An 18826-nucleotide genomic window follows, 5' to 3' on the forward strand; every position below is an offset into this window, starting at 1 on the left:
GTGACCGGCGGGGCGCCGAAGACGTTCAGGACAGGGTGACGGGGCGCATCGCGCCGGCATGTGGGAACTTCCCCTGCCGGTACGCAGCGTAATAGCCGGCAAGCTCCTCATGGGAGCCGGCAATGAACGGCCCCCGCGCCACCGCTGAGACGTTCTGCGGCTGCCCTGCATAGAGCAGAAGACGGGCGCCGACGTCACCTGCCTGCAGCCGGAGCGAACTCTCCTCGTCACCCGCCGGACGGGTCCAGCCGACGTCGCCGACGCGCAGCGTCTCGGCGTTGTTTCCGGCCGTCACCTGGCCATCGAGCATCACGGCGAAGGCGTTGTAGGTGGCCGGGAAGCGCGGTTCGAAAGCGGCCCCCGCCTCCAGGCGATCATCGATCAGCGTGACCGGAACCGCGTTCATCGTCGGCGCGGTCAAGCCCGCCAAGTCGCCGCTGAAGAGGGTCGCCGAGACACCCGGTTCGACATGCACCGGCATCGCGCCCTTTCGCAGGATTTGCACCCGCGGGGCCATGTTGCGCTGCTTTTCGGGAAGGAGCAGCCAAAGTTGCAGGAGACGCATCCCCGTCGACACCCTCGCGTTCTCGGCATGAACGATGCCGCTGCCCGCCGTCATCCATTCAACGTCGCCCTCCTCCAGGCGGCCGCCGGAATCCTCCATCGTACCGTGGAGCATGAAGGTCACCGTCTCCAGGCCGGCATGTGGATGCGCCTCGCCGAACGGCCCCTCCAAGGTGATGTTGTCGTCGGCCATCAGGAAGAACGGGTCCGTGGAAGGCAGGTCGCCCGGAGCCACGACCAGCGCGGCCTTGTGCCGCTCGCCGTCGAAGCCCGGCCCCAGCGCAGGCGTCCTGGTCACACGGTCGATGGTTCTCTGAAGCATGGGCCAGGTCCTCACGTGGGTTCGAGGCAGTCCTTGAAAGCTCAAGTGCCGCCGGGTGGATGCGCCATTCATCTCGGAAAGCACGGGTTCGGTACAAGGTGCGGATTCGCGAACACAGTGTTCCGAAATGCGGAACCCACTTCAGATTTCCCGGTCGAACTTCTCGAAGAGGAAGTTCACCAGGGCGCGCACGCGGGCAATGCCCGCCCGCGCGGGTGGCATGAAGATCTGAAGGTCCCCGCCCTCATGCGGGAAGTCAGGCAGAACGGCTTCGAGTGCGCCTGACTCGAGCGCATCTTCCACCATGAAGAGCGGGACCAGCACGACCCCCAATCCCGCACGCGCGGCGGCCAGCAGCATCTGCCCATTGTCCGTGCGGAATCGCGAACGCATGCGGACATTTTCCCAGCCATTCGGTCCGTGAAAACGCCAGCGGCCTGTATCGAGGGCGTAAAGGATGGTGTCGTGCGTCGCCAGGTCACCAGGTTTGGCGGGACGCCCCCGAGCGCGGAGATAGGCCGGGCTTGCCACCACCGCCCAGCGGACCTTGGCGAGCTTTCGGGTGACGAGGATCGAATCCGGAACCGCGCCAGGCCAGATGGCGAGATCATAGGCTTCCGCGATCATATCCACCTGACGATCCGTGAACCGGACGTCCAGTTGGATACGCGGATGGCGCAGCGCGAACTCCGCCAGCAAGGGTGCGAGACGAAACTCGCCGAACGCAACCGGCACCTGAATGCGCAACTGGCCAGAGATTTGGGTCGTCGATTGGGTGACCACCTCCTGAGCGGATTCCAGCTCAGACAGGCCGGCTGCGGCGCGCACATGGTACTCGCGGCCGATATCGGTGAGCGTCGCGCCCCTCGGCGTGCGCGTCAGCAAGGCGGCCCCGAGGACCGTTTCCAGGCGACTGACGCGACGGCTGACAATTGATTTCGCGATGCCCAGACGTGCGGCTGCATTCGCGATGCTGCCCGTCTCCACGACCCGGATGAACGCGATGACATCGAGCAAGTCAATCGGTGGGGGTTCCTGCATCAGCAACTCCAGGTTCCAAAGGTGGTGGCTACTGCAACCCTAGGGGATCGGTATCTTCCGTGGAAGTGGCGCGAAACACAGTCGCCGCTCGAAACAAAACCCTCGTGGAGCCCCTCGATGGAACCGACGGAAAACACCGAAGCAACGGCTGTCCACCGTGATGCCGGAACGCATCGCATGACGACGAGAGCCCGCGCCGCGGTCGTCGAGCGGAAGGACGGTCCTTTCGTGATCCAGGACGTGGTACTCGAAGCGCCGCGGCCGGACGAAGTCCTCGTCCGCATGGTCGCGACCGGCATCTGCGCCACGGATGCGCATGTGCGCCAGCAGTTGATGCCGGCACCCTTGCCCGCGATCCTGGGACATGAGGGCGCCGGGATCGTCGAACGTGTCGGGGCTTCGGTCACGCATTTGAAGCCGGGCGACCCTGTCGTGCTGTCCTATCATTCATGCGGACAGTGCAAGCCGTGCCTGTCGTCCCATGCCGCCTATTGCGAGCATCTGTGGGCGGCCAATTTCGCCGGGGCAAGGCTCGACGGGAGCATCGGGGTCGAGCGGGACGGCGCGACCGACCTGCACGCCCACTTCTTCGGCCAGTCGTCGTTCGCGACCCATGCCCTCGCCCACCAGCGCAATGCCATCAAGGTTGCGCGCGACGTGCCGCTGGACATCCTCGGCCCGCTCGGCTGCGGCTTTCAGACCGGGGCCGGCGCGATCCTAAAGGCCATGAAGGTGCCGGTCGGTGCGACCGTCGCGGTCTTCGGCGTCGGCGCGGTCGGACTTGCCGCGATCATGGCGGCCAAGGTCGCGGATGCGGCGACGGTGATCGCGATCGACGTGAACGCTGAACGTCTCGAGCTCGCGCGAGCGCTTGGCGCGACGCATGTCGTGAACCCTCGCGAAGCAGGCGATGTCGCCGCCGCGATCCGGCGGATCGAACCGCGCGGTCTCGAGTTCGTCCTCGATACCAGCGGCCGCAAGGAGAACCTCGACGCCGGAGTCGGCGCGCTCGCGCCCATGGGCCATTTCGGCTTCGTCGCGTTCAACGCGCATTCGGGCGCGGTGGTCGATGCCTCGCGGCTGACGGTCGGCCAGACGCTCCAGGGCATCATCCAGGGTGACGCCGTCTCCGCGCTCATGCTCCCCGAGCTGATCGGCCTGTACCGCAGCGGCCGCTTCCCGTTCGACCGGCTGATCACCTTCTACGACTTCACCGACATCAACCGGGCGTTCGACGACGTCGCGGCGGGGCGCGTCATCAAAGCGGTCCTCCGGATCGGCTCCGAACCCGGCTGAACGCCCTCGGCCCACCCTCCCCTCACACGCCAACGAAAAGGACGCAGACCATGTGCGACAACCATCAGAAGCCCATCACGGCCACCGATACGCCGGCCTTCTTCGCGATCGACAACTACGGCTTTCCCGAGGCGGGCGAACACCCGGCCGACCCTCCGAACTACTACCCGCCCTACTTCACGAGCGAGCGGTTCAAGAAGCTGGGCTACCACGTCGAGGAGCTTCGCGGCGGATTCTACTGGGTGACGAGCGGCGGCTATGACGCGGCGTTCGTCGTGACGGAGGACGGTGTGATCGCGATCGACGCGCCGCCGACCCTCGGCGAGAACATGCTGGCCGCGATCGAGGATGTCACGGACAAGCCTGTCACGCATGTGATCTACAGCCACTGGCACTCCGACCACATCGGTGCCGCATCGGTGTTCGGGCCGGGGGTCCAGATCGTCGCGCACGCGATCACGAAGGAGCTGCTGGAACGCTTCCCCGATCCCAACCGGCCTGTCCCGACGCTGACCTTCGACACGGACTACACGCTGACAGTCGGCGGGGTGACGCTGGAGCTGTCCTACAAGGGCGAGAACCACTGCCCGGGCAACATCTTCATCTATGCCCCCGCGCAGAAGGTGCTGACCGTCATCGACATCATCAGCCCCGGCAGCGCCACCTTCATGCACTGCGATGCGTCGCAGAACATCACCGGGTGGTATCAGGCGCAGGAGCAGTTGTTGAAGTTCGACTTCGACTTCCTCGTCGCCGGACATCACATGCGTTATGGCACGCCGGAAACGGTCAAGGCGTCGATCGAGTACTTCGCCGACGTCCTGGATGGCGCGCAAGCGGCGGTTGATCGGTTCTCCCGATCGGATGCGCTCATCGGAATCCTGGACGGCGCCGGCTGGGACAAGGTGTTTGTCGGTACCGAGAACTGGATCAACTCGATGGCGAACTACGCCACCCGCTATGTGCTGGAGAAGCGCACCAGCAATGGACAGCTCTGGTCGGAGCGGCTCGCCGGCGTGACCACGCAGACCAAGTACCATGCGTACACAGTGCTGGAATCGATCCGCCTGGAACGACCGCGCCCCAATTATCGCCTGCGCGGCGAGAACCCTCCGCCGTTCCTCACCTGACCCACAATCCGCGTCGCCACCGACAGAGCGGGGCCCCTGCCTTGGGGCACCGCTCGGCCCCCCGGCTACAGCAGCGACATCCCCTTCCGTTTCTCGATCAAGAAGTCGCGCAGGGCGCTGACCTTCGATGGCATCTGCTCTCGCGAGGGGGAATACAAATAGAAGCCCTCGTGGTGGTATGACCAGTTCCGCAGGACACGGACCAGCCGACCGTCGGCCAGATATTCCTGAACGGCGATGTCGAGGTGCTGGATCAGCCCGATCCCCTGGACCGCCGCGCGCATCATGTTCTGGTCGTCGCTGGTAATGAGATTGCCGGCCACTGACTGGGTGAAGTGCCGCCCCTTCTTGCCGGGTGCATTGAAATCCCATTCACGGAGCGCACCGCTGCGCGAGCGTCGATAGTTGATGCAGTTGTGCTGCTCGAGGTTATCGGGCGTCGCCGGCACGCCGTGTCGTTCGAGATAGGCGGGAGAACCCACCACCACCATCGCCAAGGCGGGACTGATCGGTACCGCGACGACGTGGTCCGCGAGGCTTTTCCCCAGGCGGATGCCGACGTCGCTCCCATTGGCGATGATGTTCGACAAGGTGTCGTCCATGATCAGCTCGAGGCTGACCTTCGGGTAGCGCAGGTAGAACTCTGCCAGGTGAGGCTCAATCAGCGCCTTGGCCGCCAGGCGCGATGTATTGACCCGGAGCATGCCGGATGGCGCGCGACCCGAGTCGGCGAGGTTCTGGACCGTATCCGCGATCTGGCTCAGCGTGGGCTGCAAGGTGTCCAAGAGCCGCTGTCCGGCTTCGGTCAGGGACATGTCGCGCGTGGTGCGGTAGAGCAGACGCACACCCAGTTGACGCTCCAAGGCCTTGAGGTTCTGCGAGAGCGCGGCCCGCGTCACCCCCACCTCTTCCGCCGCGCGCGTGAAGCTGCGGTGGTGGGCGATGCGCGCGAACCAGGCCAGTGACGGGAGCAGCGAAGGATTCATGCGTTCGATTGTAAATGGATGCTTACCAGTCATGTATAAATTGGGGGCCTGTCCATACGCAATCCGAAAGGTATCTTGCTGCTTGTGAGTACGTGTTGGGAGAACACGCCATGCGCATGCGCAAGCTTGGAAACAGCGGACTGTTCGTGTCGGAGCTGTGCTTCGGCGCAATGACCTTCGGAGGAAGCGACGGCCTGTGGGGCCAGGTCGGCAAGCTCGATCAGGGCGAGGCCGACGCGCTCGTTGGCGCGGCCCTCGAGGCGGGCATCAATTTCTTCGACACGGCGAACGTCTACGCCCATGGCCGCAGCGAGACCCTGCTCGGCCAGTCGCTGCGCAATCTCGGTGTATCGAGAGACGACGTCGTCATCGCCACCAAGGTGGCGTCCGCCATGGGCGAAGGGCCGAACATGCGCGGCGCGGCGCGCGGTCACATCCTGAGCCAGAGCCGCGCGAGCCTCAAACGGCTCGGTCTCGACCATATCGACCTCTACCAAATCCACGCATTCGACCCGGCGACGCCCCTCGAGGAAACGATGGACGCGCTCGACACGCTCGTCCGCGCGGGTGACGTCCGCTATATCGGTCTGTCGAACTGGGCCGCCTGGCAGGTCATGAAGGCGCTTGGCATCGGCCGGGCAAAAGGGCTCGCGCCGATCATCTCGCTGCAGGCGTACTACACGCTGGTGGGCCGGGAGCTGGAGCGGGAGATCGTCCCGATGCTGACCTCCGAGCAGGTCGGATTGATGGTGTGGAGCCCGTTGGCGGGCGGCTACCTGACAGGGAAGTATTCCGGAGGCGATGGCGGCGCCAGCGGCAGGCTGACGGAGCTGGATTTCCCGCCGATCAACCGCCAGCGCGGCGAACCGCTGCTCGCGGTCCTGAGCGCCGTTGCCCGCAAGCATGACTCCACGCCGGGACAGATCGCCATCGCCTGGCTGCTGCATCAGCCCGCTGTGACGACCGTCATCCTCGGCGCCAAGCGCGTCGAGCAGCTTGTGGAAAACATGCAGGCGACCCGGATCCGCCTGGACGAGGCCGATCTGTCGGAACTCGACGCGGTCAGCAAGTTGCCGCTCGAGTACCCCGGATGGCTCCTGGACCGGTCGGGCGACCGGAACTCCTGACACTTTCCAAGACATACCCTGGAGTCGAAACATGTCGACCAAGCCATTACGCGTAGGAGTCATTGGTGCCGATACGAAGGCGAGCTGGGCAGGCGCCTCTCACATTCCGGCCATTCAGGCGCAACCCGCTTTGGTGCTTGCCGCAGTCGCGACCCGAAAGGAAGAGAGCGCGAAAGCAGCGGCCAAGGCCTTCGGTGCCGAGCGCTGGTATGCAGACCCCTACGAACTCATCCGTGACGAGCGCATCGATATCGTCACCGTCGCCGTCAAGGTGCCGGCCCACCGCGAGCTGGTGCTCGCGGCGCTGGAGGCAAAGAAGGCTGTGTACTGCGAGGCACCGCTGGGCGCGACCCTGGCTGAAACGGAGGAAATGGCCGCCGCGGCAGGGGCGCTTCACACCGCGATTGGCCTGCAGGGGCGAATGAACCCCTCCGTGCGCCGCGCCGCGGAGCTCATCGCCGCTGGCAAGATCGGCCGGTTGATGTCGGCCCACGTCACAGCGACCACGTTCGGTTACGGTCCGCAGTCGTCCAGTGTCTACGACTACTTCAACAAGGCAGCGTCCGGCGCCAGCTTCATGACCATCACGGCCGCCCACGTCCTCGACGTCGTCGAAGCCCTGCTTGGGAACATCATCGAGGTCGACGCGCGCACCGAGCTTCTCTGGCCGGAGGTTCAACTGCTCGACACCGGCAAGACCTCGGTGCGCGAGATCCCCGACCACCTCGACCTGATCGCCAAGACGGCACGCGGCGCCTCGGTTTCCGTCCAGGTGCTCGCGGGCGTGCCGGCGGGTGAGGCCCAGTTCGTTCTGGCGATTCGCGGTTCGGAAGGCTGGCTGAAGCTGACCGGCAACCATGTCGCGGGCGTCCAGGTTGGCGACCTGATCCTGTCAGCGAGCGTAGGATTCGAAGCGCCCGAAAGGGCCATCGCATCGGGCGCGACGGCCGCCGATTTCTGGAAGGGCGCCGCCATCAATGTCGGCGAGGTATACGCCTGCCTGGCGCGCGATATCTCAGCCGGCACCTTCGCCACCCCGGGCTTTTCGCACGCGGTGCACAACAGCCGACTGATCGCCGCGGTCGAACGCGCGGCGCAGACCGGCGAGCGGCAGCGAGAGTTCGCAGGGTCCAAGGCTGCCCCTGCCGTGTGAGGTCAGGTCGTCGAGGACACGGGGGGCCGGCCGACCTGGTATCCGCGTCAGCGACAACTGAGGCGATGGGCTCGACCGCTCCCATCACCTCCCCGAGCAGCATGACCGAGGCAGCAGGCCCCGCCGCCAAGCCTCATCTGGCCAGAGGTGCGCGGCGCGGCCTCACGGGAACGCCGCGACTGTCGGCGCCGTGGTGCTGGTGAAGAAGTTCGGGAAGCTCGCGGTGTAGCGGCTCCCGCTGCCACTCTCTCCCCAGATGACGCCCGTCTTCGTGCCCGAGACGGTGACCGTGGTGCCGTCCGCGGCAATCGCCACGTTCTCCGACACGATGTTGCCCGCCCCCAGGTGAACCCCCAGGCTGTTGGTCCGGATGACGGCCAGCGTGGCAGGATCCACATGGTGCACGCTGAGGGTGATAGGCGCACTGCCGCTCACGCTCGACTTCCGGGTGTAGCTCGCGGCGATTCCCAGTGCGTTGATCGCCACGGACCGCGTCGGCTCATAGACGACGGACGTGCCCAGGGTCACGGTGCCGAACCCATACGCACACGTCGGGATGGGCTGGCGGAACAAACGGATGTCATAGACCGTGGGCGTCACGCCCGGCTGCGGATAGGCGGAGATGCTGTAGATGCACCCATCAAGCGCCGCGGATGTCGCTGCTGACTCCTGCTGTGCCAGCGCGTCATCCTGGCCCGTCACGCCTTCTCCGCCGCAGGCGGAGACGAGAACGGCGGTGCAAAGAGAGACAGCCCGGTTGAAGAATCGCATCGTGCAATAGCTCCTTGGCTTGAGGGGAAGAGCGCGGAAGCTAACAGCAAAGCGATTCGCTTCGTGGACGAACTGCACGCATCCACGCATTCTGCAATGACACCACAGGGGTACCAATGACCCCTAGCCCAGGAGATACGGCCTACACCTGCGAAGCCAAAGGCACAATGGCCTCCGAGGCACGCCTCTATTTATCTGCAATTCGCGCCGACAACCAAGAACCGGCCACGCATGGCTCCCGCTCCGAATCCAAGTGACTGGTCACCGCGGGAATCCCCATTCGTCATGCCCACCGCCCACGTATCTGGCGCGCCCGCGCACGTGATGAATTGTCTCGCACTGGCGCTCACCCTTGCCGGCTGCAGCTCGACCACCCCACCTGACGCGTCCATGGACTACGTCCATCCATTGGCAGAGGGCACGTCCATCTGCGGGCGGGCGGACTTCAACGAGATGTTCCCCTACTCCCTCCGCTCGCGGACGTTGCCGGTGCTTGTCCACTACTACAGGGAGGTGGAACGGGAGACGGCGCGACAGGTCCTGGCCTACGTCGAAAAGGGCTGGGATTTCCATGTGACTCGACTCGGCATGCGGCCCGCCATCACGGATCAGGGCGAGTGCGGCCCGGATGCGGCGTTCGACGTCTTCGTGTGGAAGGGCCACCGAAGCTGCCTGGTCGACGTCCTCTCCGGCGACGTCTCCACCCCTTGGGACGACCGGCGCAGCTTCATGATCGTCGACCCCTGGGGGCCCTACGGCGGCGAGGAACTCGAAGAGACCGTCGTCCATGAAATGGCGCACGCCTCACAGGCCTCGGATGACTGGTACGAATCCCCTGTGATGTTCGAGATGTCCGCCGTGTTCACGGACCAGATGTACGCGAACCGCTACATCAAGACGTACTTCGATGACTTCCAGGCCCATCCGGACTGGGCCCTCGACCGTGATGACAAGTATGAGACCTGGTACATGTATGGGGCCTCGCTGTACCTGCTCTATTTGAAAGACCGCTTCTTCGACGGAGATCCAAGGTTCCTGTCACGAATGTGGCTCGCGTCTCGCAATCCACCCGGAGCGGAGACTGACCCCGCACTCAACGAGCCAGACTTCGCGGATGCGCTCGACGCGATGCTGGCGGACAAGGGCTTCAGCTACGTCGAAACCGTCCCCGAGTTTTCACGCTGGCGCTGGTACACGGGTGACCACGTCGACGACCGTCACTTCCGCCACTTCGAGGGCGGGCTGGACCACTTGAAAGCCGCGAGGCTCGCGCTGGCCGTAGACCAGGAAGCCACCCCTGGCATCCTGAGTGTCACGAAGGACGCGCCGATGATGCTGGGGACCAGCTACTTGTCACTGCGGGCCGGAGCCAACACGCCGGACGCCGTCTACGTGGCCCTCGATGCCCCAGCCGACGCACGGCGTCGCTTCGTGGTTCAGGCCGTGCCTGGATTGTCGCCCGACTCGGATGGCGAGACGCTGGACCTCGCGTCGGGCCCGAAGCGGCTTCGCTTCGCCCCGGACTCGACGCGGACGCTCATCGTCACCGTCCTGCCCACCGGGCCCTATGACCCAGACCTCCGAGATGAGGACAGGTATCCGTTCTCGATGGTCCTCTCAGCTCACCGCTGAGGCCGCAGCGTCATGATGCGTCTGGATTCCCCGCGCCCCCCCCGAGAGCGATGGAGGCATATTGACTTCAAGATTCCCTGGGCCTAGAAATTTCATGACAGGAAATGGGGAGGAAACTTGAACCAAAAGACATCTCGGCGCGTGGTCCTTCAGCAAGGTCTCGCGACGCTAGGAGCGGCGATTGGCTCGACCAGAATCATTGAGTCGGCAATGTCCCTCTGTCCCGATTTCGAGTTGATTCCGACGGCCCGCGCACAGGGAGCCGCGCTCCAACAGCAAGGCGCAGTGGCGGCCTACACGCAACAACTCCAGGCCATGCAGTCCGAGCGCGCCTGGATGACGGAACAATACGTAAACTCGATGCAGTCGCTGCTCAACCAGTACGAAAAAGACGACTATTCCATCGACACCCCCTTCCCAATGGACACCATCAAAAGTGTCTACGCCAACGCGTCACGCCAAGGCCAGAGCGTGGTATTGGGCGTGACGCGCAAAGGCACGCGCGTCAAAATCGAAGGCACCGCAGCAAGGCTCATCGAGTTCATCAAGCATGACGTCAGGGATAGCAAATGGAGTCAAGCAGACCTCGAGAAGGCGTCTGGCCCTCAATCTGATTCAAAGCGCTCAAAAATCCGCACCCACTACAGCTCCAAAACAGTACCTGCCGAGGAGTATCGGACCGTGAATGGCGTGGCCAAGGTGAGCGTGAGCAAGGTCATGGACGACTACACGGAAGAATTCGGTTACCTCATCGAGTTCAGCGGACCCAAAGGCAAGACTCACCGCACGTTTAGAATCGTCGAATAGGCGCAGGCGCCCCGACACGCACGGGACCGTCGATCAGTCCAGGGGAGCGGCGGTCGGCTTCGGCGACGGAACCGTGAATGCGCCACGGGTGTCTCGTGTACACACCTGCTGGAGGTCCACCGTGTTGACCGTCGTGTTGCTGAGCCTGCTGGCCGTGCCTCCCGTGGAGGTCGAGGTCTTCGTCCCGCTGTGCGACAACGCGTTGATCGAGTGCGGCCGCCCTCCCGCGGGGAATCCACGAGCGCTGGAGACGAACCTCTACTGGGGGGCGATGTACGGTGCGGAGCGGTTCCTCTCTCGGGCTCCTGGCTTCAAGGTGGTGAGCCGAGCGCCGGGCCCCAATGACTCCGCCGTGCTGCGCGAGCTCGTCCTGGAGCGGACCGCGGCAAAGGGCGAGCGGCCCGTGCGCATGAGGCTCCGTGCCTACGCGGGCGACGCGATAGACACGGCGCTGGAGGATTTCCTGCGTGCGGCGGCGGGCGCGAGTCGCGCCGACCTGTTGGTGTGGGCGGGACATGACCGGCTCATGGATCGCGAGCCTCCCCGCGTGGACTCCCCGGCGGGGGCGACGCCCAGGCCCGTGGTCGTCCTGGCGTGCATGAGCGAGCAGTATTTCGGTCCAGTGCTGAAGACGCTGGGCTCCAGCCCCATCGCGCTCACGCGAACGATGATGGCGCCCGAGGCCTATCTGCTGGAGGCGCTGGCCACCACCGTTGCGCGCCATGGGCCCACGGAGACCACGGCCATGCGCACGGCGCTCGTGGAGGCCTATGCACGCTATCAGCGCATCTCTGTCCGTGCCGCGGGTTCTGTCTTCTCGAAGCTGCCCCCGTCGGAGGCCGCGCCATCGCGCACGATGGAGTCCACAGGAACCGACATTTAACGTCTATGTTTCAAAATCAAAGACAATCAACAAAGACAAATGTCTTGCAATTATTTCCCCCTCTCGGTCCCCCAAAAAACCACTGATAGTTCGAGCATGTAGGCATACGGGACACGCGCTGAACACGAGAGCATGTGGGCATGGCTCGGAAAACCACCGCGAGAACCACTGAACATCCTGACAGCTAAATCAGCAGGATCAGATCGCGCCAATTGCCTGAACATCCAAACAGTGTCGTCGCGATTTGGACACCGCCGAAAACCACTGACAACATGTTCAGATATGTGTCGGACACCCAAATGAACGACTGATCAGCGAACCAAGCCCCTCGGGGCGCGCGACACTCAGGCTGCTCAAAGATTCATGTAGGCACCACACTCCAGCATCGCCAGCGGACCCACTGTCAATGCGTTCATGTAGGCATTGCCCTCGCCAGCAGGATCAGGAACCACTGAACATCCAAGCAGACCCAGGCAACCCCCCCCTCGCTCGCCTGGCCGCTGATCGCCGGAGCCTCGGACGGGTGCGCACAGCAACGCTTGTCCCCTGGCCTCGGAGCCCCCAGCGTACCGATGGGCTCATTCAAAGGACGGGGGATGGCGAAGAAGAAGATCGTCGAAGGGTACGGAGGGACGAGCGAGCAGCGTCAGCGCCACCTTCAGAACGACAACTTCTCCGAGCGGGCGCCGGAGACGCCGGAAGAAGTCGAAGCGGTCCGAAGCACGCCGGACAAGGACGGACGCACGGTCACCATCCATCCGCTGGGCTCGGAGGACTCGGACGACCTCTGGCGCGGCGAGCCGTGAGCCGGCCCCTTCAGCGCATGAACAGGAAGTAGAGCACCGCGCTCAAGGCGACGGAGACCAGGATGCTGCCGATACAGCCGAGCCGGTTCGAGAAGAAGAAGAACATGCGCGCGCGCAAGCTGCGCACTCCCGGCTCGAAGTGAAGCCGGGAGCCCGCCGCGATGTCCTGAGGTCTACGAAAAGGAGCCGCTAAGCTCCGCGCTCGAGGCGCGCCACGTAGTCCGCGGGCAACCCCGCGGCCCGGGCTCCGCGCACCAGCGCCTCCACGAAGCGCGAGCTGATGGGGCCGTCGGACGAGGCGCGGCGCGGATTGGTGACGAAGGCGGTGGCCTCCACCTCCTGACCGTCCACCCGCACGCGCACCGTGCGCTCCACGCACATGCTCGTCACGAAGCCTTCTTTGTGCTGGATGATGGGCCAGTCCTGCCCGCGAATCTCGAACAGGCGGCCATGGACCTTCTGCCCCGCTGCGTCCGTCAGCCCCGCGACGCGGCCGCCCCACCAACGGGACGGGAAGTCGTAGACGAGGTCCACGTCCAGCGCCTCGGCCAGGCGGCCTTCCGGCAGCTCGAAGAAGTCGTAGCTGTGCTGCGAGCGCCACTCCTCGAACGCCGCGCGGTCCAGGATGGTCGAGTACGCGAAGTACAACCGCGTGGCGGACGGGTCCGCGCCCGCGCGCGCCTTCATCACCTGGTCGTAATGCGAATCCATGTCCGCCCCTCTTCGGTTACTTCGAGCCCCGGCGAGAGCCCGAGCCGTCGTCCCGGAAGACGGACAGCACACCGGACACGTCCAGCCGGGACGTCTTGATGAACAACCGGAGCGCGCGCTCCACGTGCTCGGCCAGCGTCGCCATCTTCTCCAGGCGCTGGAGCCGGTCGCGGGGCAGCTCGGCCTGGGACTCGGCCAACCGCCGGGCCTCCGCCAGGTCGGCGCGGATGCGCGCGACGAAGCCCGCCTCGCGCTCCTCGATGACGTGCGTCACCATCCGCACGAGGTCATTCTCGGCGCCGTAGCGCCACACGGTGTCCTGGGGCAGCCGCACACGCTGGATGACACCCCAGCGCTCCAAGTCGCGCAGCAGCATGGAGACGCCGCCTTTGGACAGGTCCAGCTCGCGCTCGATTTCACCGGCGGTCAGCGGCTCCCCGCGCAGGTACAGCAGGGCCCACACCTTGCCCTGGTTGCGCTTGAACCCCCAGAATTCAATGACGTTTCCCACCGCATCCACCGCGATGGCTTCCCAGGGCGCGAGCCGGCCATCCGCTGGCGGCGCCTCCGAGGCAGGGCTCCCGGGTCCCCCCGTCCACAGGTAGCCTTTCATGCAGCGCGCCCCTGGACTTGCTCGGCGATGCCGGCCGACAGCCGCCGCGCCCAGCTCACCAGCTCCGCGCCGGTGGGCTCCTCGGCGAAGTGGCCCAGCTTGTCGAGCGCGGCCTCGATCTCCGCGTTCATGCGCTCCATGGACGCGTCCACCGCGCCCGTGGCCTCGATGGCCGCGCCAATCTCCTTCGTGCGCTCCGGGGTGATGGCGGAGAACGCCCACGCATCCTTCAGCTTCCGGCGCAGCGACTCATCCTTGGCCACCGCCAGGAGGATGGGCATGGACGGCGTGCGCGAGTGCACGTCCGCGTAGCGCGGCTTGCCCACGTCCGTGCCGAGGATGTCCCGGATGTCGTCGGCGATCTGGAACGCCACGCCCAGGTGCCGACCGAAGCCGTCGAAGCGCTCCACCGCCTCGGGCCGATCCGCCAGCGTCGCCGCCGCGTTGCCACACCAGCCGAAGAGCGACCCCGTCTTGCCCTCGGCGATGAAGCGCAGCCGGTTCATCGGCAGGTCCAGGTCTCCCCGTGCTTCCACCTCGGCGATGGCGGCGCGCGTCATCTCCGCCACGACGGACAGCGCGCTGCGCGTCAGCCGCGCGTCCAGCAGGGACAGTTGGTGCAGACCGTTGGCCAGGATGAGGTCGCCGCTCATCACCGCGACGATGTTGCCCCAACGCGCGTTCACCGTGGGCCGGCCGCGGCGGAACATGCCCGCGTCCACCACGTCGTCATGAAGGAGGCTGGCCGAGTGGATGAGCTCCGCGGCCACCGCCACGTCCACCAGCCGCTCCGCCGGCACCCCCACCGCGCCGCCGAACAGCCGCGTCAGCATGGGACGCGCGCGCTTGCTGCCGCTTCCCAGGCAGAGGTGACGGGCAGCCTCCATCAGCGTGTCACCCTTCACGCCCGGACCGGCGTCACCATCCACCAGGGTGCTGCCAAGCCGCTGCTCCACCGCCCCCAGAAAGTCCGTCAGCTCCCGAGCCAGATCCATGTGCGCCGTCTCCTCGTTCGTTCATATAGTTCAAGACCGCTTGAACTGCACCTGATTCCAGCGCTGCTCAGCAGCCGGGCACGGCGCCGTGACAGGAGATGTGGGACAGGCGGCTCCCTCCCGCCCGGAGAGCGGCCGGACGGCCTGGGGCATCCCCGGGGTGGATTGAGGCCGCCCTCTGGGGCGTGCGACACCCAGCGGACCCGTGAATCACGCAGCCTTTCGTCGGCAGTTTCTCCGCAGCTTCGCTTCGCTCGCTTCCGCGATTCCGCTGTTCCGGCCGGGTTCGTCCCTGCCCGGCTCGACCGCTCCGCTGCTGGGAGCGCCTCCCGCGGATGGGCCCGGGCCCCGGCTCGCCGAGTCCCACGGCAGGCTGCGTCAGACGCTGGGCGTCTCCGTGATGGAGGGCATGTTCGCGGAGGTCTTCACCGCCTGCGCGGGCGCGACGGTGCTCACCGCCTGGGCCATTGCCCTGAAGCTGGGCCCCTTCCTGGTGGGCGTGATGACCGCCCTTCCCTTCTTCGCGCAGTTCGTCCAGTTCCCCGCCGCGTGGCTGACGGGCCTGTTCGGACACCGGCGGGTGGCGCTCACCGCGGTGTTCCTGTCGCGCGTGGTGATGTTTCCCCTGGCCATTCTTCCCTGGCTGGGATTGCCCTTCGAAGGGCAGCAACGCCTGCTGATGACGGTGGCGGGCGTCTCCGCCGCGCTGAGCGTGGTGGGCAACAACGCCTGGGTGTCGTGGATGGGGGAGCTGGTGCCCCGCGCCATCCGAGGCCGCTTCTTCGGACGGCGCACCGCGCTCACCACGCTGGCGGGCACCCTGGCCTCGCTCGGCGCGGGGCTCCTGATGGACCGGCTGCGCCCCGAGGGGGGTGTCGGCGTGGCGCTGCCGCTGCTGGCCTTGGCGTCGTGCATCATGGGCATCGTCACCACCTTGATGATGGCCTCGCAGCATGACCCGGCGCCTCCTGGCACCACGCCCCCGCTGGAGCTGAAGGGCGCGCTGGTTCCCTTCAAGGATGACAACGCGCGCCGCGTGCTGACCTACCAGATGGCCTGGAACGCGGCCGTGGGCGTCTCCGCGCCCTTCTTCGCGCTGCACAGCTTGCAGAACCTCAAGATGACCTTCGTCATCATGGCGCTCCACGCCGCCGCGGTGGCGGGGGTGCGCATCCTGGCGGCGCCGCTCTGGGGCCGCGCCATTGACCGCTGTGGCGCCCAGCCCGTCCTGATGGCGTGCTCCCTGGGCATCGCCTTCATCCCCGCGCTCTGGCTGCTGCCCTCCGCGGGCACCCTGTGGCCGCTGCTCTTCGACGTCCTCCTCGCCGGCGCGCTGTGGGGTGGCCACGGCCTGGCCATCTTCGAGCTGCCCCTCGCCGTCGCCCCTCGGAAGAACCGCCCCTTCTACCTCGCGGCCTTCGCCACCGCGGGCGGCCTGGCCTACGCCGCCGCCGCCGCGCTGGGGGGCGGCATCGCCGCGGCGCTGCCCACCCACTTCACGCTGGGCGGCCACTCCTGGGTGAACCTGCACGTCCTCTTCGTCCTGTCCTCGGTGGCCCGTCTGGGCGCCGCCCTGCTGACGGCGCGCATCCTCGAGCCCGGCGTCCGTCCCGCGCGTTCGGTGGGCGCGCTGTTGGAACGCCTGCTGCCTCGCCCAATCGCTGCTCAGCGCACTGCGTTGGACAAATAACAAACACAAACAATAACAGCGTCAGTGCGGGTCCTACTGCGGGACTGTGCAATTCCTTGGCACCAAAGCAGATCTTTCCAGGATAGCTGGTGATTTGCCTTTTTCACGCAAAGTGTGTTTTCTGCCGCGCCAGTACCGTCCCCTTTCGAGGGGCGCGGTCAACCCGCAGCGCAGGAGCACGACATGTCCTCAGGTCCTTACCGAAGGCGCCTTTTTCATGCGGTGTTTCTCATGGGAACCCTTTCGGGTTCTGCGGCAATGGCAGTCAACTCGCAGCATGACGAACACCGCAATTTCGACGCACGCGACGCGTACAATGCCCAGGCGAAGTTTGGCGTTTCCCGCGCGCAGTCGGCCAGCCAGACGGCCCTGCGACAGGCCGTCCCTGGCCTCCTGGTGGAGTTCGACGAGTCCAACGGCCTGGTGCGTTCGCTGACCAATCCGGTGGGCGCGCTGTCCGGCCCCAGCAGCGGAGACCCGCTGGCCATTGGCCTCGACTTCGTCCAGAAGCACCGCGATGCGTTCGGGCTGAGCCTGAACGACCTCGCGAACCTCGAGGTCACGGACCGCGTCTTCTCGAAGCTCAGCGGCATCACCAACCTGTACCTGCGCCAGACGTTCAAGGGCGTGCCCGTCTACAACGCGCAGCTCCAGATCAACGTGGGCCGTGATGGCAGCGTGCTCAGCGTGCACAGCGACTTCCTCCCGTCGCTGGAGTCCGCGATCGCCGGCACCACGCCGCGCCTGGGCGCCGCCGAGGCGGTGGCCGGCGTGGCCAAGCACCTGGGCGTGCGGCTCGCGACGGCGCCCCAGTCCCTGAAGGCGGCGGAAGGCGCGCGCCAGCTCACGCGCGTCGCGGTGGAGGGCCTGTCCTCCGAGCCCATCGACGCGGAGCTGGCCGTGCTGCCGGTCCGCGTGGGCGAGGCGCGCCTGGTGTGGCGCTTCCAGGTCCACACGCTCGACAGCGACCACGCCTATGACCTGACGGTGGACGCGCAGACGGGCAAGGTCTGGACGCGCTTCGACTGGGTGGCCGCGGACTCCTACCGCGTCTATCCCATGCCGGTGGAGAGCCCCATCCACACGACGCCGCTGCCTCCCGCGGACGGCCGCGTGCTGGTCAACAACCCCGCCAACGCCACGGCCTCGCCCTACGGCTGGCACGACACCAACGGCGTCGCCGGGGCGGAGTACACCATCCCGCGCGGCAACAACGTCCACGCCTACGTGGACGCCAGCAACACGGGTCAGCCGCCCGCCACGCAGCCCAACTGCGGCGCGACGCTCAACTGCGACTTCCCCATCAACCTCACGGCCGCGCCGTCCACGTACGTCCCCGCGGCTGTCACGAACCTCTTCTACTGGAACAACATCATCCACGACGTCCACTACCAGTACGGCTTCGACGAGCGTTCCGGTAACTTCCAGGTGAACAACTACGGCCGTGGCGGCGTCGGCAACGACGACGTGCGCGCCGAGGCCCAGGATGGTGGCGGCCGCAACAACGCCAACTTCCTCACCCCGCCGGACGGCCAGCGTCCGCGCATGCAGATGTACATCTGGAACACCGTGACGCCGAACCGCGACGGTGACCTCGACGCGGGCATCATCGTCCACGAGTACGGCCATGGCATCTCCAACCGCCTGGTCGGTGGCCCCAGCAACGTGTCGTGCCTGAGCAACCGCCAGCAGCCGGGCGAGGGCATCAGCGACTTCCTGTCGCTCTTCTACACCGCGCGCGCGACGGACACCGGTCCGCAGGGCCGCGGCGTGGGCACGTACGCGCTGAACCAGCCCACCACCGGCGTGGGCATCCGGCCCCAGCGCTACAGCACCAGCCCCTCCGTCAACACCTGGACCTACGCCAGCATCAACGGCCAGGCCGTTCCGCACGGCGTGGGCGCGGTGTTCGCGCAGGGCATGTGGGAGGCGTACTGGGCGCTCGTCGACGCGCACGGCTTCGACGCCAACCTCTACAACGCCACGGGCAACGCGGGTAACCAGCGCATGATGCTGTACTTCACGCAGGGCCTGAAGAACACGCCGTGCAGCCCCACCTTCACCCAGGTGCGTGACGGCATCATCACCGCGGCCACGGCCCTGCACGGCGGCGTGGACGTCTGCCGCCTGTGGCAGGCCTTCGCCGCGTTCGGTCTGGGCACCAACGCCGTCTCCGGTGGCTCCGGCAGCACCGCGCCCACCAACGGCTTCGCGGTCCCCACCGCGTGCGTGTCCCTCGCTCCGTCGAGCGCCGCTCCGGCCGACGTGACGTTGTAGTCTGACTCCAGGTCAGGCCGGA

Annotated in this window: 17 protein-coding genes; 10 read left to right on the plus strand and 7 right to left on the minus strand. The window is 66.2% G+C overall.

The window, feature by feature from the left end:
* Positions 1 to 25 precede the first annotated feature (25 nt).
* Together A176_RS15685 and A176_RS15690 are read right to left on the minus strand one after the other, a co-directional pair.
* On the minus strand, positions 26 to 886 hold the full coding sequence (locus A176_RS15685; RefSeq protein WP_021781568.1) for a pirin family protein: 861 nt from the start codon (positions 884 to 886) through the stop codon (positions 26 to 28).
* Positions 887 to 1027: 141 nt separating this feature from the next.
* Positions 1028 to 1927 (minus strand): LysR family transcriptional regulator, encoded by a 900-nt coding sequence (locus A176_RS15690; RefSeq protein WP_002640116.1) that lies wholly within the window; start codon positions 1925 to 1927, stop codon positions 1028 to 1030.
* A 117-nt stretch (positions 1928 to 2044) separates the two neighbouring features.
* Here A176_RS15690 and A176_RS15695 point away from each other — a divergent pair, with 117 nt between their 5' ends.
* On the plus strand, positions 2045 to 3223 hold the full coding sequence (locus A176_RS15695; RefSeq protein WP_002640117.1) for an NAD(P)-dependent alcohol dehydrogenase: 1179 nt from the start codon (positions 2045 to 2047) through the stop codon (positions 3221 to 3223).
* Between the two features lie 50 nt (positions 3224 to 3273).
* Positions 3274 to 4353, plus strand: coding sequence for an MBL fold metallo-hydrolase (locus tag A176_RS15700; RefSeq protein ID WP_002640118.1), 1080 nt, complete (start codon positions 3274 to 3276; stop codon positions 4351 to 4353).
* A 65-nt stretch (positions 4354 to 4418) separates the two neighbouring features.
* Here A176_RS15700 and A176_RS15705 read toward each other — a convergent pair whose 3' ends face one another.
* Positions 4419 to 5339 carry a LysR family transcriptional regulator gene (locus A176_RS15705; protein ID WP_002640119.1) on the minus strand — a complete coding sequence of 307 codons (921 nt, stop codon included), beginning with the start codon at positions 5337 to 5339 and terminating at the stop codon, positions 4419 to 4421.
* Between the two features lie 110 nt (positions 5340 to 5449).
* On the opposite strand from A176_RS15705, the gene A176_RS15710 reads away from it, so the two are divergent.
* Together A176_RS15710 and A176_RS15715 are read left to right on the plus strand one after the other, a co-directional pair.
* On the plus strand, positions 5450 to 6466 hold the full coding sequence (locus tag A176_RS15710; protein ID WP_002640120.1) for an aldo/keto reductase: 1017 nt from the start codon (positions 5450 to 5452) through the stop codon (positions 6464 to 6466).
* A gap of 31 nt (positions 6467 to 6497) precedes the next feature.
* A complete protein-coding gene (locus A176_RS15715; RefSeq protein WP_044890902.1) occupies positions 6498 to 7619 on the plus strand; it encodes a Gfo/Idh/MocA family protein in 1122 nt (373 codons plus the stop codon).
* Between the two features lie 162 nt (positions 7620 to 7781).
* On the opposite strand, the gene A176_RS15720 is transcribed toward A176_RS15715, so the two are convergent.
* A complete protein-coding gene (locus A176_RS15720; protein WP_021781567.1) occupies positions 7782 to 8390 on the minus strand; it encodes a hypothetical protein in 609 nt (202 codons plus the stop codon).
* 390 nt (positions 8391 to 8780) lie between these two features.
* On the opposite strand from A176_RS15720, the gene A176_RS15725 reads away from it, so the two are divergent.
* From A176_RS15725 to A176_RS15740, 4 genes are all read left to right on the plus strand, one after another.
* Entirely contained in the window at positions 8781 to 10022 is a 1242-nt protein-coding gene (locus A176_RS15725) for a hypothetical protein (protein WP_002640123.1), read from the plus strand.
* A gap of 117 nt (positions 10023 to 10139) precedes the next feature.
* Positions 10140 to 10829 carry a hypothetical protein gene (locus tag A176_RS15730; protein WP_144429550.1) on the plus strand — a complete coding sequence of 230 codons (690 nt, stop codon included), beginning with the start codon at positions 10140 to 10142 and terminating at the stop codon, positions 10827 to 10829.
* Between the two features lie 121 nt (positions 10830 to 10950).
* A complete protein-coding gene (locus tag A176_RS15735) occupies positions 10951 to 11712 on the plus strand; it encodes a hypothetical protein (RefSeq protein ID WP_002640125.1) in 762 nt (253 codons plus the stop codon).
* A 596-nt stretch (positions 11713 to 12308) separates the two neighbouring features.
* Positions 12309 to 12518, plus strand: coding sequence for a hypothetical protein (locus tag A176_RS15740; RefSeq protein ID WP_002640126.1), 210 nt, complete (start codon positions 12309 to 12311; stop codon positions 12516 to 12518).
* Between the two features lie 189 nt (positions 12519 to 12707).
* On the opposite strand, the gene A176_RS15745 is transcribed toward A176_RS15740, so the two are convergent.
* The 3 genes from A176_RS15745 to A176_RS15755 are packed head-to-tail and all read right to left on the minus strand — an operon-like array spanning position 12708 to position 14837.
* Complete coding sequence (locus A176_RS15745; RefSeq protein WP_002640128.1) at positions 12708 to 13229, minus strand: gamma-glutamylcyclotransferase; 522 nt, start codon at positions 13227 to 13229, stop codon at positions 12708 to 12710.
* Positions 13230 to 13245: 16 nt separating this feature from the next.
* Complete coding sequence (locus tag A176_RS15750; RefSeq protein ID WP_002640129.1) at positions 13246 to 13842, minus strand: GbsR/MarR family transcriptional regulator; 597 nt, start codon at positions 13840 to 13842, stop codon at positions 13246 to 13248.
* Positions 13839 to 14837 (minus strand): polyprenyl synthetase family protein, encoded by a 999-nt coding sequence (locus A176_RS15755; protein WP_002640130.1) that lies wholly within the window; start codon positions 14835 to 14837, stop codon positions 13839 to 13841. Before A176_RS15755 ends, A176_RS15750 begins: the two co-directional genes overlap by 4 nt.
* A 205-nt stretch (positions 14838 to 15042) precedes the next feature.
* Here A176_RS15755 and A176_RS15760 point away from each other — a divergent pair, with 205 nt between their 5' ends.
* Both A176_RS15760 and A176_RS15765 read left to right on the plus strand, forming a co-directional pair.
* Complete coding sequence (locus A176_RS15760; protein WP_002640132.1) at positions 15043 to 16527, plus strand: MFS transporter; 1485 nt, start codon at positions 15043 to 15045, stop codon at positions 16525 to 16527.
* 258 nt (positions 16528 to 16785) lie between these two features.
* Positions 16786 to 18804, plus strand: coding sequence for a M36 family metallopeptidase (locus A176_RS15765; protein WP_226994334.1), 2019 nt, complete (start codon positions 16786 to 16788; stop codon positions 18802 to 18804).
* Positions 18805 to 18826: the final 22 nt, after the last annotated feature.

Source organism: Myxococcus hansupus (assembly GCF_000280925.3).
GTDB lineage: Bacteria > Myxococcota > Myxococcia > Myxococcales > Myxococcaceae > Myxococcus > Myxococcus hansupus.